14 protein-coding genes are annotated in these 15,096 nt (G+C 67.2%); 7 read left to right on the top strand and 7 right to left on the bottom strand.

What is annotated here, in order from left to right; translation table 11 throughout:
• Positions 1 to 380: 380 nt before the first annotated feature.
• The 3 genes from trpS to VFW04_16610 all read right to left on the bottom strand — a co-directional run bounded on the left by trpS (position 381) and on the right by VFW04_16610 (position 2,357).
• Positions 381 to 1,469: a tryptophan--tRNA ligase gene (gene trpS, locus VFW04_16620; protein ID HEX5180957.1), complete on the bottom strand. Its 1,089-nt coding sequence runs from the start codon at positions 1,467 to 1,469 to the stop codon at positions 381 to 383.
• Between the two features lie 162 nt (positions 1,470 to 1,631).
• Complete coding sequence (locus VFW04_16615) at positions 1,632 to 2,051, bottom strand: hypothetical protein (GenBank protein HEX5180956.1); 420 nt, start codon at positions 2,049 to 2,051, stop codon at positions 1,632 to 1,634.
• Positions 2,052 to 2,126: 75 nt separating this feature from the next.
• Entirely contained in the window at positions 2,127 to 2,357 is a 231-nt protein-coding gene (locus VFW04_16610; GenBank protein ID HEX5180955.1) for a hypothetical protein, read from the bottom strand.
• Between the two features lie 124 nt (positions 2,358 to 2,481).
• Here VFW04_16610 and VFW04_16605 point away from each other — a divergent pair, with 124 nt between their 5' ends.
• Both VFW04_16605 and VFW04_16600 read left to right on the top strand, forming a co-directional pair.
• The gene (locus tag VFW04_16605; GenBank protein HEX5180954.1) at positions 2,482 to 2,802 is read left to right on the top strand and encodes a metalloregulator ArsR/SmtB family transcription factor; all 321 of its coding nucleotides are present in this window, start codon (positions 2,482 to 2,484) and stop codon (positions 2,800 to 2,802) included.
• Positions 2,799 to 3,296: an SRPBCC domain-containing protein gene (locus tag VFW04_16600; GenBank protein HEX5180953.1), complete on the top strand. Its 498-nt coding sequence runs from the start codon at positions 2,799 to 2,801 to the stop codon at positions 3,294 to 3,296. The genes VFW04_16605 and VFW04_16600 overlap by 4 nt, the downstream gene beginning before the upstream one ends.
• A 7-nt stretch (positions 3,297 to 3,303) precedes the next feature.
• Here the strand turns inward: VFW04_16600 and VFW04_16595 are convergent, their stop codons facing one another.
• Together VFW04_16595 and VFW04_16590 are read right to left on the bottom strand one after the other, a co-directional pair.
• Positions 3,304 to 3,891, bottom strand: coding sequence for an ABATE domain-containing protein (locus VFW04_16595; protein HEX5180952.1), 588 nt, complete (start codon positions 3,889 to 3,891; stop codon positions 3,304 to 3,306).
• The gene (locus VFW04_16590; protein ID HEX5180951.1) at positions 3,875 to 5,269 is read right to left on the bottom strand and encodes a hypothetical protein; all 1,395 of its coding nucleotides are present in this window, start codon (positions 5,267 to 5,269) and stop codon (positions 3,875 to 3,877) included. Before VFW04_16590 ends, VFW04_16595 begins: the two co-directional genes overlap by 17 nt.
• Before the next feature lie 389 nt (positions 5,270 to 5,658).
• Here VFW04_16590 and VFW04_16585 point away from each other — a divergent pair, with 389 nt between their 5' ends.
• Entirely contained in the window at positions 5,659 to 6,432 is a 774-nt protein-coding gene (locus tag VFW04_16585; protein ID HEX5180950.1) for a hypothetical protein, read from the top strand.
• Positions 6,433 to 6,528: 96 nt separating this feature from the next.
• On the opposite strand, the gene VFW04_16580 is transcribed toward VFW04_16585, so the two are convergent.
• Positions 6,529 to 7,860 carry a hypothetical protein gene (locus tag VFW04_16580; protein ID HEX5180949.1) on the bottom strand — a complete coding sequence of 444 codons (1,332 nt, stop codon included), beginning with the start codon at positions 7,858 to 7,860 and terminating at the stop codon, positions 6,529 to 6,531.
• Between the two features lie 77 nt (positions 7,861 to 7,937).
• Positions 7,938 to 8,660 (bottom strand): Crp/Fnr family transcriptional regulator, encoded by a 723-nt coding sequence (locus VFW04_16575; protein ID HEX5180948.1) that lies wholly within the window; start codon positions 8,658 to 8,660, stop codon positions 7,938 to 7,940.
• A 295-nt stretch (positions 8,661 to 8,955) separates the two neighbouring features.
• Between VFW04_16575 and VFW04_16570 the strand changes: the two genes are divergently transcribed.
• The 4 genes from VFW04_16570 (at position 8,956) to VFW04_16555 (ending at position 15,090) form a co-directional block, all read left to right on the top strand.
• A complete protein-coding gene (locus VFW04_16570) occupies positions 8,956 to 9,318 on the top strand; it encodes a PadR family transcriptional regulator (GenBank protein ID HEX5180947.1) in 363 nt (120 codons plus the stop codon).
• Positions 9,315 to 11,957 (top strand): ABC transporter permease, encoded by a 2,643-nt coding sequence (locus VFW04_16565; protein HEX5180946.1) that lies wholly within the window; start codon positions 9,315 to 9,317, stop codon positions 11,955 to 11,957. The genes VFW04_16570 and VFW04_16565 overlap by 4 nt, the downstream gene beginning before the upstream one ends.
• A 131-nt stretch (positions 11,958 to 12,088) precedes the next feature.
• On the top strand, positions 12,089 to 12,439 hold the full coding sequence (locus tag VFW04_16560) for a PadR family transcriptional regulator (protein ID HEX5180945.1): 351 nt from the start codon (positions 12,089 to 12,091) through the stop codon (positions 12,437 to 12,439).
• A complete protein-coding gene (locus tag VFW04_16555) occupies positions 12,436 to 15,090 on the top strand; it encodes an ABC transporter permease (protein ID HEX5180944.1) in 2,655 nt (884 codons plus the stop codon). Before VFW04_16560 ends, VFW04_16555 begins: the two co-directional genes overlap by 4 nt.
• Positions 15,091 to 15,096 lie beyond the last annotated feature (6 nt).

Below are 15,096 nucleotides of genomic sequence, written 5' to 3'. Positions count from 1 at the left end.
CGTCAACACATCCAAGGACCTGCCTAAATCGGGTTGCTCGGCGGCCGTGTGGCGATATGGCGCCGGCTCTTCAATGCGCACGGCGCATGGCGCTGCGACGAGCACCTGGTGCTGCGACGACCGTTCCCGCAAATGCGCCTGCCGGTCGCGCGCCTAACCAGGATAGAAACACCGCTGGATCAGGTACAACTCTTTCCGGAAGTCTGGGTCCACTGGACCGATGACGCCAGCGTGCGACGAACCGCGCGATTCGTCGCGGTACGCTCCCCGGAGTTTCTCGCCTTATGCCGGCAACACTAGCGCTAGCGCTGTGCGGCGCTAACTGACCGAATGTCGTGTTCCGTCCGACATTCATGATTGGGCGCCGTGCGAGTCGGCCCTCACCAGGAACCCAATGCAAACACCTCGCGTACCTCCTCGAGCACGGCGCGCGCGGTTGGGCGCGAAGCCCCGGTGCCGTCACGAAGGACGTCGCGGACGATGTCGCGATTCTGCGCGTACAGCGCGCGTCGCTCGCGGATCGGCGCGAGAAATGTTTGGAGAATGCGCGTGAGGCGCTGCTTGAGTGCGGCATCACCCAAGCCACCGCGCCGGTAGTGTGTCTCGAGCTCGGCGACTGCATGCTGATCGGGATCGAACGCGTGCAGGTATGCGAAGACCACGTTGTCCTCGACGCGACCGGGATCGCTCGCGCGCACGTGGCCGGGATCGGTGAACATCGCGTGGACGAGCCTACGGATTTCGTCGTCCGATGCGGAGAGGGAGATAGCGTTTCCGAGCGACTTGCTCGCCTTGCGGCCATCGATCCCGGGCAGCCGCGCCGTGGCCGAGAGCAGTGCTCGGCATTCCGGTAGCACCGGCCGGCCCGCGAGGTGCGCGAGCCGCCGCACGATTTCATTGGTCTGCTCGATCATGGGGAGCTGATCGTCGCCGACCGGCACGAGTGTGGCGCGGAACGCGGTGATGTCGGCCGCTTGGCTCACGGGATACGCGAGGAAACCAGCTGGGATGTCTCGCGTAAACCCGCGCAATTCGATCTCGGCTTTCAGCGTAGGATTCCGCTCGAGCCGCGCGACGGTGACGAGATTCAAATAGAGCATCGTGAGCTCGGCGAGTTCCGGCATCGCCGACTGCAATGCAATAGGCGTCAGCTCTGGATCGATGCCGACCGCGAGGTAGTCGAGCATGACCTCGCGAACGTTGTGTCGCACGTCCGCTGCGCGACCAGCGTTGTCGGTGAGCGCCTGAAGATCAGCGATGAGTATGGTCTGCTTGTGCTCGTGCTGGAGTCGCACGCGGTTAGCCAGCGAGCCGACGTAGTGACCGAGATGGAGCGGGCCGGTCGGTCGATCGCCGGTGAGGATCGCCTCAGGTGGAGATCTTGGAGTGTCATCGCTTTTCATTTGCTGGCCAGCCGCGACGATCTCGTTGATCGTAAGAGTTGGATCGAGCTGCGTGGGCTCATTCATAGGTCGTGACTGATGTAAGCTCTCAGTGCGCGATGGGCCGGGGGCGTGCCTGATGTCACAGCGTCTTGTTTCCCCGTCTTTTCAATATGCCCCATATCGCTCGTCCGGGCGCTCCGTCGCTCGTTCGTGCGCACGCCTGCACTTGACCGGGCGATGATCGGGTCAGGCCATTCGCGCGCGCCATGCTCCCGCGATCAAGCCGATCGTGATGACGACCGTGAACACGACCGGCGCCGTAAAAAAGAATCGCCACGTGATGCCCGTGACCACGAGAAATAGTAGCGCGAACGCCCACGAGATGAATTGCATCCGCCGGAGCGTCTCGACGGACAGCCGGCTGAGCTGCCATGCGACGCAGGCGGCGAAGAGCATCAGTACCGAGCAGAAGTACCCGAATCCCAGATAGAAGCCCCAGTACGTCCGGTTGGGCGTGCCCTGCGCCGTGAACCGAATCTCGCGCAGCGCCATAATGGGCGCGCTCACCCCCCAGCTCGGGTCGATTGTAGTGAAGCCGAGCGTGTGGCCTAACGTGAAGAGGAGAAGGAGGGCGGTCACGATTCGGTAGATCGATTTCGGGCTCATGAGCGTTGGGGCAGGGGTGGAGTCGTGCACGACGCTGCCGGTGTTCGGGCCGCGCTATGATGAGTGAGCAATCGGTTACCTCATGCCGCTTGTCGTCACGTCGAGGGTTTCGCCGTCCACCGCCCTGAACGCCCCGTCTGCAATGAACGCATACGGCCCGCCTGCGACCGGGCGGCCCTCGAAGTGGGCTCCAAACGCGTAGTGACGAGTCATCTCGCCGTCCGCGAGTGCGTGCCACACGCGCGCGACCGGGACGCCAATGTGAATTTCATAGTCGAACCGCGGCGTGCCATGAGTCGCCGACATCAGGACCTCCATGAGAGGATAATTAAGTAGTCAATCGGTTACTGACAATATTGCGCGCTGCGAAAGGAGTCAATAGGGCGCCGCGCCGTATTGCGTCCGGCGCAGATACCGATAGGTTACCGGCATGGGACGAATCGCTGCCAGCTCCGACGTCTTCCGCGCCGTCGCCGACCCGACACGGCGCGCCATTCTCGACCGATTGCGCGGCGGCGGCGCCCACGTCAACGCGCTGGCCGCCGAGTTCGAGCAAAGCCGGCCATCCATCTCGAAGCATTTGAAAGTGCTGCGCGAGGCGCGCCTCGTCCGCGAACGGCGGGTGGGACGAGAGCGCATTTACCAGCTCGACCCGCTGCCATTGCAACGGGTCGCTGGATGGATCGAAGGATATCGGGCCTTCTGGGTGACGAGCCTCGACAACCTCAAACGTCGACTGGAGGACCGGTGACCGAGCCCGAGCTCGCGTCCGCGCGAGCTGTCGCAGACCTAACGGACGGTGTCATCCTCGCCGTGGTCGAGATCGCGGCATCGCCCGAGCGGGTGTTTCACGCCATCAGCTCTGCGGAAATCGCCGGCTGGTGGGGATCGACCGACGCGTACCGCGTCACGCAGTGGGACGGCGACATCCGCCCGGGCGGATGGTGGCGCAGCCAGGGCATATCGACTAACGGCAAAGCATTCGCTGTCGGCGGGGACGTGCTCGAGGTCGAGCCGCCGCGTCTCCTCGTTCAAACGTGGCGCTACGAGGACAAGCCGGGCGATGTCACGACCGTGCGCTATCGCATCGACGCCATCCCCGGCGGCTCGCGCCTTACGGTTAGGCATGAGGGCTTCACCGACCGCGCGTCCTGCGACGGCCACGCCCACGGCTGGGAGCGCGTCCTCGGCTGGCTCGGCGCATACTTGCTGGGCGACGAAGGGCGGAAGCCGGGCAACGCATAGCGGTGTCTCAGCGGGCGCTGCGGCGGATGCGAGCGAGATGGCGCCGCGCCTTTTCCCGATTGCCACAATCCGCCATGCTGCACCAGCGGCGGTGCCCGCTGCGCGAGCGGTCCACGAAGAGCCAGCCGCAGCGCTCGCCCTCGCACTGCCTCACCGCAGCGGCGTGTTCGGACACCAACAACTCGGCGGCGCTCGCATACACCTGCGCCAACAGGGAGCGTGCATCGCGCGCGCGCGACAGCCATTCCCAGCGAACGCCCCGTGTGCCGAGACGGAGACGCCGCGCGCCGGCCACCGATGCGAGTCGCGTATTGAGGTCGGACACCGCGCGGCGCGACGGCGTGCCTCCCCGTGCGAGCTGCTGAAACAGCCGATACAGGCTCTCGCGTGCCGTACGGATCTCCGACATCTGCCGCGCCGAGAGCGTCAGCCGTCCGTTAGGCGGCAGAATGCCGGCCAGGCGCGCCCACCGCGTGAGCTCGGCCGAGCTCGTCAGGTACTCGCGCGCGGCGCCTAACCGGTCGCCGATCGTATTCACGAAGTCGAGCGATAGGTTGCCGGCGATGCACTGGAAGTCGTCAGTTGGCGGCCGCATGGAGGCGTACGTTCGCGCGGGACGGCCGCCGGGCGGGAGCGTGCGCCGCCAGCCGCTGGTACAGCACCGCGAAGAGCAGGATGGCGAAGGCCGCGTACGCATATTGGGTGCGCGACACACCAACGCCAAAGGGAAACCAGATGCCGGGCACGTGGAGCGCGCTCACCTCTGGCGCGTAGAGACCGATCGACACGAGCACCGCGGCGGCCGTCGACAGCCAATCTCTCGGTCGGGAACGCAGCAGACTTGCGCCGACGATGAGGACGGTCACGATGACGAATGTCAGGCGAATCGGCGAGGCGGCGGCGAGCGCGGCATCGCTCGCCGTGCCGAGTCCGGCGGTGGCGACGAAGTCCGCCACGACGTACAGTCCGGTGAGGGCGGCGATCGCGCCGGGCAGCCATCGCGGCCGCTCGAGGCGAAACCAGTCGCGCCACGCCATGGCCCACGCGCCCAGCGCGAGCGGGTCGAGGTAGACGTAGCGCAGCACGATGGCGGTGTGCGCGCTTTCCCATGGGGTCCAATAGAAGACGGCTTGATTGGCGCGCGCCAGCGCCGTGAGGACGAGCGCCGCCGCGAGCCATCGGTAGGCGGGAGCAAATGGCTCGAACTTTCCGATGGCGAGGGCCATGACGGCGAGCAGGAGCAGGGCGGCCGCCTCGACGACCTCGACCACGTAGCCGAGGACCTTGGCCAGCCAGTCGAGTTTGTAGCGCGCCGCGACGGCGGCGGCGTCGCCGAGCGCCGGCGCAATGCGCATTCCACCGCCGTCCGGCAGCGCGCGCATGTACGCATCGCCGGCCCAGACCCGCACCGCGATGACCAACGAGCCGTTAGGCGTGTGCCCGGCGCCGCCCGCCGCGTCCGACAGCGGGAACGTGGCGGGGCGGGTGTTGTACACCACGGGCGCCGCGCCGTCGAAGTTGCCGGAGCCGCCCACCAGCCGGCCGTTGACGAATAGCTCATAGGCCTGATCGACCTCGAGCGGTCCGGCCAGTGCTAACGCCGTGCTGTCCGCTGCGGCGACGCTGACCCGCATGCGGTACCAGGCATAGCCGGCATATCCGCGATGCCCGCGTGCGCCCCAGCCGGGCACGTATCGCGGTAACCCGACATCGGGGTCATGGGCGCCGGCGGCCGGTGTGAGGTCGACCGTCTCCCACGACGCGTCGTCAAAATCGGGGTCGGCCCAACGGGAATCGTCGCCGGTGCGAAATCGCCATGGTCCGTCGAGGGGGACGATCGCCCGGCCCAACGTGATCGAGACGGCGCCGCGCTCGTCGCCGCCGGCATGCTGTCCACGCAGGGACGGCACGACGGCCACGAGCAACAGCGCGCTCGAGACACACACGCGACGGGACCGCGTCAACTGCGCCATTGGTTCGCACACCACGGAAAGGGTTAACCCCATTAACTGCCGCTATCAGGTTAACGCTCAACACTACGAGATACGCCGGCGCCGTCAAGAGTATCCGCCGTCGCCTGCACCGCGAGTAGCCGAAGAGGCGACGCAGTCGAACGGCCACGCCGGCGCCTTTCGATGCGCCAAGCACCGCGTTCCGGTGCGCGAGCGTCGCCGTGCACCGGTGACTCGTGGCCGATTACATCGCGGGATCCAAAGGCGGGCCCAACAGGCTGGCGAGCCGCATGTGGATCATCGACGCGCCTCCACACATTATTCGGCGGCTATTCTACAGCACGCCGGCGCCGAGATCGGAGGTGCGGGCGGAGCAGAGTGTGACACACCTTCCCGGAGATGGTCATCTGATGAGACCCGTTGCCGTCGCCACCACCACACGGCGAGCGAGACAAACGGCGATCGCCACAATCGTCGCGATCGCCGTCGCGTGTGCGACCTCTCCGCATGCGCCGGGCAGTATGCTGCTGCCCGGCGCCCACGCGCTCAGCGCGCCGGATCTCGTCGATTCGTCGGCCGACGTGGCCGTGTTCACGCAGCGCCCAACCGGCGACACGACGACGCGTCTCGTGGCGCACGTCGCGATGGCAGCGCTCCGGTCGGGCGACCACATCCGCCTAACGAGAAACTGGGCGCCGCCATTCCAGTCCAGCGATACGCTCATCGTCGGTGCCCGGAGCCTGCGACCGGCCTCCGAGGTGCTGGAATTCAACCACGTGCGCTATGCGTATCGCTACGCCGGCGCGCATGTGACGGGCACCATTCAGCACCCCGACTCGGCGCCGCGTGATTACGATCAGACGTTCGACGTGCCCGTGTTCGCGTTCAATGAGATCGAGCCGCTGGTGCGATCGCTCGAGTACCGGAGCGGGATGCAGGTGGTCGTGCCGCTCTTCTCCGAAGTGGACGGCGATCTCGAGCGCGACACGCTCACCGTCATGGGCCGGACGCGGGAGACCGGGGTCGATGCGTGGGTGGTGCGCTTTGCCGATCCGGTGATCACGACCAGATATCTGGTTGATGCGAACTCGCGCGCGATCCTCGACGCCGTGACGACCCAGAAAAAATCGGGGCTCCGCTTCCACTATGCGTACCCGATAGCGAAACCGCGCCGCGCAGGTTAGCTGCCGGACCTTTGCGGCGTGCGTCAGATCTCTACGTTGTCCGGGCGTTTGCGCGACGGCACGAGACCAGTGTGGCGCACATCAGGTCGACAGGACCTACACGCGGGTCACCACGGCCCGCGCCGAGCGGCCGGAATGCCGCGCCGCAAGCCCGTTCGGCTCGTGGCGGCTCGAGGACCTGCCTAACGCCACACGAAGTATCTGTCTGCCGAAGAGCAGCACGCCCAGCAAGAATGCCGCGGCGCCGATCCGGGCGCCGATGGGCGAGCCCGACAGGATCGCTCCGGCCATCGCGAGAATCGCACCGGTCATGAGCACCAGCTGTGCGCGTGCCACGGGCTCCGAGAACATGTCGGCGATCGTCGGCACGTTGGGCTTTGCCTGCCCGCCATAGCGCGCCGTCCACGCGAGCATCGGAACGATTTTATAGAAGAGTCCGATCACGAACATCACGATTCCGCCGAGCAGTCCCAGGAGCACGTACGTCGTAGCGAGGCGCATGGAAAGCGGGCGGCGCCAGAGAACGATCGGGCCTAACACGGCAGCCGCGGCGAGAAACGACAGCCCCACGCCCGCGTAGCGCATGCCGATGTCGATGCGCTTGCGTACGCGTGCACGAACAAAGCAGAAGGCCTGGTAGAGAAAGAGCGCAACGCCCAGATCCAACACTGCCGCGCCCATCCAGACAACCGGCGCGCGATGCGTCAGGAATCCCGCGCCGAGGACCGGAACGCCGGCGGCGAGCGACGCCAGCGCCCGGGCGGTCCACCGCGTGTCCGCGCCGCGCGCGATCAGAAACATCGGCAGCAAGCGGTGCGACACGCCGACGATCATCATGAGCACCCAGCCGACGATCGCGACGTGCAGATGCGTCGCCAGCACCCTGATGCGCGCGGCAGCGATGGCTCCGGTGCGAAGATTGTGGAAGAGCAGGGCGCCAAGCAGGAGCGCGACCGAGAGGTAGGTGATGGCGATGGCGATGCCGGCCCACGTCACGTCGTGTCGGCGTGCACGCGGCAGCGTCGCCGCGATGTTGGCCACAGCGAGCGCGACGCCGAGCGCCACCAGACACACGCCGGCGTACTGGGCCGCGGCGCCGCCTGTGGCAACGCCTAACGCAAACGCCGCCACGCCGGGCGCAAACGCGGCGAGGCTGGCATAGCCGATCCTGGGCCAGCGGATCGGCGCGCCGAGCGCGCTCGGCATCAATTGATAGAGCGCGCCGAAGATAGTGGTGGTGAGCCAGCCTAACGTGAACAGGTGCGTGACGCCGGCCACGCGCGGCGAGGCGAAGTCGCCGGCCGCCAGCTGCGGTGCGATCCAGACCAGACCGGCCGCCGCCGCCACCAGATAGCACGTCGCCACCGCGAAATGCGCGCCGGGGAGCGCGAACCGCCCCCGGCCCGGCTGGGAAGGCACAACGCTCATGCCGAAAGTTGGGCGTCACCGCGCCCACGTGCTGTGACGGATGTCTCACCAACGCAGGCGATCCTGCGCCGCCGATCTTACCTGTCGCTCTCGCCCGGCAGCAACGCCTGCAAACGGTCCGCGTCCGGAATCAGAATCCGCTTGCCGCCGAGCGATACGATCAGCTTCTGGGCGCGGAGCTGTTTCATGGCGCGCGACACGGACTCGCGCGCCGTTCCGATTTCGTGCGCGATGTCCTCCTGGGTGCGATCCAGCTCGATCACGGTGCCGGCGTCGGTCCGCGTGCCGCCGCGTTGCGCGTAGCCGACGAGCAACATGGCCAGTCGAGCCGCGACGTCGCGGAACGCCAGCGTCTCCGTGACGTGGACGAGGTGCCTGAGGCGTTTGCCTAACGCACGAATCATCGCCTGCGCAATGTCGGGATGTGTGCGATAGAGGTGCTCGAACGCGTCGCGCGGCAGGAACGCCAGTCGCGACTCGTCGATCGTCAGTGCTGACGCGGGATACGGTCCGCCGTCGAACAACGGGAGCTCCGCAACCGGGCGCCCCGGCCCTTCGACGTGCAGCACCTGCTCTCGACCGGCGAGGTCGGTGCGAAAGATGCGCACGTGCCCCGATTGTATGATGTAGAGACCGCGGCACGCTTCGCCCGTCGTGAACAGGACGTGTCCGGCCGGCATCGATCTCACGACGCACCGCTCTGCGAGCTGCCGCAACGCATCGTCCTCGAGCTCGCCGAACAGCGGCACGCCTCGGAGCAGCGCAACGAGCGGAGTGTCGCGTGTAGAAGTGTCGGGCATGCAGTAAATAAATGCCGGCGAGTCAACCGCACCACTACGCCGCGCCTTCTCGCGGCTCCCAGAGTCGGCCACGCGGCACCACCGCCGGTGGCCGCTCGGCGAGCGATCCACGAACAGCCAGCCGCGGCACTCGCCCTCGCGCTGCCTGACGTCATCCGCGCGTCCGGACACCAACAGGTGCCTGGCGGCGCACCATCGCGTCGGACACGGCGCATCCCGGTGCCGGCCTTGACAGCCCTGCCCATGCGTAGACAGCTTACCCATCGTACGTAGGGCATCTACATATGGAGGCGTCATGGCCCGCTCGCCGGCCCCGACCTCGCGCATCGAGCTCCTCCAAGGCACGCTCGACTTCATCATCCTCCAGGCGCTGCGCTGGGGACCGAGCCACGGCTACGGCCTCCTGCTCCTCATCCGCGCGCAAACCGCCAACGTGCTGCAGGTGGAAACGGGATCGCTCTATCCCGCGCTTCAACGCCTGCTCCGCCAGCGCGCCATCGCCGCCGCATGGGGCGTCTCCGACACCGAGCGCCGTGTGCGCATCTATCGGCTGACGCCCAAGGGGCGGAAGCGCCTGGCGGCCGAACGCTCGCGGTGGGAGCGGATGTCGGAAGCCATGGCCGGCCTCATGCACCCGCCCGCCGCGGAGGATGCATGAGCCTCCTCGACTGGCTCCCCGGGCGCCGCGCCCGCCTAACCGGTGACCTCGCCGACGAGCTGCGCGCGCACCTGGAGATGTCGGCGCGCGACCGGATGGCACGCGGCGAGTCGCCGCGCGACGCCGCCGCGCATGCGCGCCGAGAGTTCGGCAACGCCGGCCTGGTGCAGGAAGTCGCGCGCGACGAGTGGCACGTCGCGGGGCGATGGCTCGAGCACCTCGGCCAGGACGTGCGCTTCTCGCTCCGCATGCTGCGCCGCGCGCCGGCCTTCGCCGCCATTGTCATCGTCACGATCGCGCTCGGCATCGCGGCGACGACCGCGATCTTCAGCATCGTCGACAGCGTCGTGCTCAGGCCGCTGCCCTATCCGCAATCGAAGCGCATCGTTCGCCTGTACCAGATCAGCGACAAGGGCGCACGAAACTCCGTCTCGCAGCCTAACTTCCACGACTGGGCCGATCGGACGCGCAGTTTCGCCGCCATGGCGCTCTTGTCCGGCTGGACGGGAACGAGCACGGTCGAGATGCCCTCCGGCCCAACGCTGGCTCGCGTGACGCCGGTCACCCGTGACTTCTTCAAGGTGCTCGGCGTGCACGCGCGGTTAGGCCGTCTGTTCGTGCCCGAAGAGCAACGGTTCGGCGGACAACGGGCGGCGGTCATCAGTGAACCCTTCTCCCGCGCTCAATTCGGCGACGCGCGCCGCGCCATCGGACGGCAGATCGGTTGGGGAAACGACAGCTATACGATCGTGGGTGTGCTCCCTGCCACCGTCGACTATCCGGAAGGGAATCAGATCTGGGTGCCGATGGAGCTGCTGCCGCCCAGCACCGGACGCACATCGCAAGGCTACGCCGTCATCGCGCGGCTGCGCACCGGCGTCACGATTGACGCCGCCCAGCGCGATCTGAGCGCAGTCTCGCGCGCGATGAAGGTGGAGTACGGCAATCAGACGACCATGTCCGACGCGATGCTCGTTGGGCTTCGCGAGCAGATGGTCGGCGGCGTTCGTCCGCGGCTCCTCATGCTCCTGGGCGCGTCAGGATTCCTGTTGCTCATCGGCTTGGCCAACGCGCTCAACCTCATGACGACGCGACTCGCCGTCCGCCGCAGCGAGCTCGCCGTTCGGGTGGCACTCGGCGCCGCGCCGTCTCGTCTCGTTCGGCAGGTGCTTGTGGAGTCATCGGTGCTGGTGGGGCTGGCCGCGTTCGCCGGCGTGTGGCTCGCGCTGCTCATCGTGCGACTGGTTGTCGCCGCGCCGGTGTCGGCGCTGCCTCGCGTAGGAGAAATCACGGTCGACTGGCAGGCGCTCGCCTTCACGGTCGCGATTGCCGCGCTCCTCTCCCTGGCGCTCGGAGCGCTCTCGGCGTCGCGCATCGCCGGACAACACGTGCGCGATGCGCTCTCTGCCAGCTCGCGATCGGTGTCCGCCTCGGGTGCGGGACTCCGCCGGGCGACAGTCGTCGCCCAACTTTCGCTGACCGTGGTGCTGCTCACCGGCGCGGCGCTTCTCGGACGCAGCTTTCTCAATCTGCTGCACGTGAACCCGGGATTCGACGCGGAGCGCGTGGCCGTGGTCGACGCGGCGCCAAGCATCGATGACCAACAGCAACGGCTCGCGTATTACAACACGCTGATCGATCGTCTGCGTGCGCTGCCGGGAGTGCGCGGGGTAGGGGCGGGAACCGGAGTGCCGATCGCCAATTCTCCGCCGGACGGCGGCTACGTGCTCCTCGACGCGCCAACCGACTCTGTCCCCGCGAACGCGTGGCTCACCTTTCCGGCGTCGCGCAAGGGATACGCGAATTATGTGGTCGTCGATGGCGACTATTTCCGCACGTTAGGCATCCCGCTCGAAGCGGGGCGCCTCTTCGATGCGCGCGATCGCGTTGGAAGCCAGCCGCTGGCCGTCGTCAGCCAGCGCTTCGCCGCCCGTGCGTGGCCGGGGCAGAATCCGATCGGCAAAGTGGTCGGATACAGCATGGACTCGGACCCGCGATCGTTTACGGTCATCGGCGTCGTGGGGGATGTCCACGATGACGACCTCGCGTCCGCGCCTCCACCCACCTTCTATGCGTATTATCCGCAGCGCCTCGCCACGTACTGGCCGCTCTCGCTGGTGGTCCGCACGACCGGTGATCCCGCGACGATCATCGCCTCCGTTAGGCGCGTGGTGCACGATCTACGGCCGGATGTCGCCGTTCAGGTGCGGACCATTGACCGCGTGGTCGCATCGTCGGTGGCCGACCGGCGCTTCACCCTCTTCATCATCGCGGCGTTCGCCGGCGCGGCCCTCGTGTTGGCCACCCTTGGCGTGTACGGCATCGTGTCGTATCTGGTGACGCAGCGCACGCGGGAAATCGGCGTCCGCATCGCACTCGGCGCGCAGCAGGCGGACGTGCTCGGCTTGGTCGTTGGGGAAGGCATGCGCTTGTCGCTCGCCGGCATTGCCATCGGCATCGTCCTCAGCTTCGTGCTGACGCGCGTGATGGCGTCGCTCGTCTTTGGCGTGAGTACTACGGATCCGACAGCCTTTGGTGCAGTGGCGGCGTTCCTGGTGCTGGTCGCCGTCGTCGCCGCATACATCCCGGGCCGTCGCGCGACGCGGCTCGACCCCTTGGACGTTCTTCGAAGCTCGTAGCGGCCGGCCGCGTCGGCGTGGTGCCGTGGCGGCAATTCAGTCGCCTGTCACCGGGCCCGCTCGGCCCATAGTCTTGACAGGGGAGGGACGGGCGGCATATCGTCATGTAGACTTGCCAAGGGACGATGAACATGCCAGCCTTTCGCGACCCCGGTGACCTGCTCCAGGGCACCCTGCGCATCCTCATTCTCAAGTCGCTCCTGTTAGGCCGTGCGCACGGCTACGCGATATCGCGCTGGATCGAGGATACGACGGGCGACGTGCTTCGCATCGAGGAGGGGTCGCTGTACCCGGCCCTCCGCCGCCTGCAGGATCGCGGGCTCGTTACCTCCGAATGGGGCGTGTCGGAGAACAATCGGCGGGCGCGCTACTATAGTATTACGCGCGCCGGTCGCGCGCTGCTTCGCACCGAAGCGTCGATCTGGCTCGAGTATTCCCACGCCGTGACACGCGTGCTGCGGGCGGAGCCATCGCTCGCATGAGCGATGGTCGCGGATCGCATCGCCGCCGGTACTCGGGCTTTCTGCGCCCCGACGACGCCGGCGATGTCGACGAGGAGCTCGCGTTTCATATCCAGTCGCGCATCGAGCGCAACCTTGCGCTCGGAATGTCGGCGGCGGATGCGCGCCGCGACGCCGTCGAACGGTTCGGCGACATCGCGGCGGTTCGCTCTATTCTGGTCAGGCATGACGAACGGCAGCGGGCGACCGAGCGACGGGCCGAGTATCTCGCGGACTTCGTGCAGGACATCATATTCGGCTGGCGGGCGCTGCGGCGCGCGCCGGCATTTACGATTGCTGCCGCTCTCACACTTGCGCTTGGAATCGGAGCGAACACCGCCATCTTTTCGGTGCTCAATGCGGTGGTGCTGCAGCCGCTGCCATACTCGCAGCCCGATCGTTTGGTCACGCTGGGACAGGGATCGTCGGGAGAGTACCTGGCGCTCCGGGAGCGTTTGCGCACGATTACCGGTCTCGCGGAATGGGATCCGACAACCGATCCGGTTGACGACGGCCGCGACGCACTGCGCCTGACGGGCGTCGCCGTGACGCCGAACCTCATGCCGTTGCTCGGCGCCGCGCCGATGCTCGGCCGCGGGTTCACGCCTAACGACGGCGAGGTCGGCAACGCTCATGTGTTGATGTTGAGCTACGCGACCTGGCGCCGGGAGTTTGGCGGCGCCCGAGACGTCATCGGCCGGAAGGTGACGCTCGAGGGGCTGCCATACACCATCATCGGCGTCATGGGCCCCTCGTTCCGCTATCCAAACGCCGACGTTCAGTACTGGCGACCGTACGTCATCGATCCGCAGAACATCGGCCTCATGTGGGGCGTGGGCGGCAAGGAGTTCGTCGGCCGGCTCGCGCCTAACACGACGCTCGATCAGGCGCGGCGCGAGCTGCGCGTGGTGTGGCCGTCACTGCGTACATCGAACCCGATCTGGGACCCCGGCCCCCAGTATCGCCGGGATGCGACGGTGACGCCGCTCAAGGCAGATGTCGTCGGCAGCAGCGAACCGCTCCTCTGGATGCTCTTTGGCGCAACGCTGTTCGTGTTGGCCATCGCCTGCGTCAACGTCGCCAATCTGCTGCTCGCTCGAGCGAATTCCCGCGAACGCGAACTCGCCGTGCGTGCGGCGTTGGGCGGCGGCCGCGGCCGTCTGACGCGACAGCTCGTGACCGAAGGCCTGCTGCTTTCCGCCGTTGGTGCGGTTGCCGGGGTCGCGCTTGCCGTCCTAACCGTACACGCGCTCGTCACCGCGGTGCCGACGGGCCTTCCGAGAGCGAATGAAATCGGCGTCAGCGGCACAGCGTTGGGCTTCGCGCTCGTTATGGCCATTGCAACCGGCATCGTGTTCAGCATCGTGCCGGCGATTCGCGCCACGTCCGCGGCCGCGTCCGCCTCGGGCGCCATGCTTGGCCGCCGAGCGACGGCGTCCAGGTCGCACGCTCGCGTGTCGGCGTGGCTCGTGGGCGGTGAAATAGCGCTCGCCGTCATGCTCGTCGCAGCTTCGATGCTTCTCGTACGCAGTTTCGCCGCGCTTCGATCGATCGCCCCCGGATTCGATCCCGCTCACGTCGTTGCCGCGCGCATCTCGGCGCCCGAGGCGACGTACACCTCCGGCAGCGAGCGTCTGGCCAACTTCTATGCCGACGTGCTCGAGCGCGTGGGCGCCATGCCGGGCGTCACGAGCGCTGCGTTAGTCAACCAGCTTTCGCTCGCCGAGCCGGTCTGGAGTCAGGCGATCCGCGTCCAGGGACAGTTCGAAGACGTGAAGCATGCGCTGCCGATCGTCGACCACTTTCAAACCGTGAGTCCGGGATACTTCGCGGCCATGGGGATTCCGGTTCTGCGCGGACGATCGTTCACGGATGCGGATCGTCCGGGTGAGCCGCTGGTGGCTGTCGTTAGTAGGAGTGTCGCGAGGCGGTTCTGGCCGAATGGCGATGCCATCGGCCAACGCATCGGCTATCCGTTCGACAGCCCCTGGATCACGGTCGTCGGCGTGGTGCCCGATACCAAGCAGGACAGCCTGCGCGACACGTCGAGCGCGACGATGTACATGCCGTGGGCGCAGCGCACCAGCATGGTCGGCACTGAGCTATGGATCGTCGTGCGCGGCGCGGGTGATCCCGCAGCCACGGGCATGGCGATTCGTGGCATTGTCCACGACATCGACCGCGGCGTGCCGGTGAGCGACGTGCGGACGATGAACGATGTCGTGGACAACTCGGTTGCCGGCGCCCGGTTCACCGCTGGCTTAGTGACGGTGTTTGCGTTAGTCGCGCTGGCGCTTGGCGCCGTCGGCATATTCGGTGTCATGTCGTACGTCGTGAACGAGCGCCGGCAGGAGATGGGGTTGCGTATCGCTCTCGGGTCCTCCGCCGGCGGCGTGGTCAGGCTCGTCGTCGTGCGGGCGCTGCGACTGGCGGCGATCGGGACGATCGTCGGCTTGGCGTGCACACTCGGAGCGATGCATTCGCTCGACCGATGGTTGTACGGCGTCTCCCCGTTGGACCCTGTCACGTTCGCGGGGGTAGCCGCTCTATTCTGCGTGGTCGCCGTCCTCGCCAGCTACCTGCCGGCGAGGCGGGCGGCGCGAGCCGACCCGGCGGCGGCGCTCGTCGAATAGAACAGG

The organism is Gemmatimonadaceae bacterium, assembly GCA_036273715.1.
GTDB lineage: Bacteria > Gemmatimonadota > Gemmatimonadetes > Gemmatimonadales > Gemmatimonadaceae > JADGGM01.
Note: the sequence above shows the minus strand (reverse complement) of the source record. Positions and strands in the feature narration are given on the sequence as shown.

What these genes read in the sequence shown, in the direction of transcription:
- VFW04_16560 (HEX5180945.1), top strand. Translation starts at nt 12,089, where the DNA reads ATGCCAGCCTTTCGCGACCCCGGTGACCTGCTCCAGGGCACCCTGCGC.
- VFW04_16610 (HEX5180955.1), bottom strand. Translation starts at nt 2,357, where the DNA reads ATGTCGGCGACTCATGGCACGCCGCGGTTCGACTATGAAATTCACATT.
- VFW04_16580 (HEX5180949.1), bottom strand. Translation starts at nt 7,860, where the DNA reads ATGAGCGTTGTGCCTTCCCAGCCGGGCCGGGGGCGGTTCGCGCTCCCC.
- trpS (HEX5180957.1), bottom strand. Translation starts at nt 1,469, where the DNA reads ATGAATGAGCCCACGCAGCTCGATCCAACTCTTACGATCAACGAGATC.
- VFW04_16570 (HEX5180947.1), top strand. Translation starts at nt 8,956, where the DNA reads ATGGCCCGCTCGCCGGCCCCGACCTCGCGCATCGAGCTCCTCCAAGGC.
- VFW04_16585 (HEX5180950.1), top strand. Translation starts at nt 5,659, where the DNA reads ATGAGACCCGTTGCCGTCGCCACCACCACACGGCGAGCGAGACAAACG.
- VFW04_16575 (HEX5180948.1), bottom strand. Translation starts at nt 8,660, where the DNA reads ATGCCCGACACTTCTACACGCGACACTCCGCTCGTTGCGCTGCTCCGA.
- VFW04_16590 (HEX5180951.1), bottom strand. Translation starts at nt 5,269, where the DNA reads ATGGCGCAGTTGACGCGGTCCCGTCGCGTGTGTGTCTCGAGCGCGCTG.
- VFW04_16565 (HEX5180946.1), top strand. Translation starts at nt 9,315, where the DNA reads ATGAGCCTCCTCGACTGGCTCCCCGGGCGCCGCGCCCGCCTAACCGGT.
- VFW04_16605 (HEX5180954.1), top strand. Translation starts at nt 2,482, where the DNA reads ATGGGACGAATCGCTGCCAGCTCCGACGTCTTCCGCGCCGTCGCCGAC.
- VFW04_16555 (HEX5180944.1), top strand. Translation starts at nt 12,436, where the DNA reads ATGAGCGATGGTCGCGGATCGCATCGCCGCCGGTACTCGGGCTTTCTG.
- VFW04_16595 (HEX5180952.1), bottom strand. Translation starts at nt 3,891, where the DNA reads ATGCGGCCGCCAACTGACGACTTCCAGTGCATCGCCGGCAACCTATCG.
- VFW04_16615 (HEX5180956.1), bottom strand. Translation starts at nt 2,051, where the DNA reads ATGAGCCCGAAATCGATCTACCGAATCGTGACCGCCCTCCTTCTCCTC.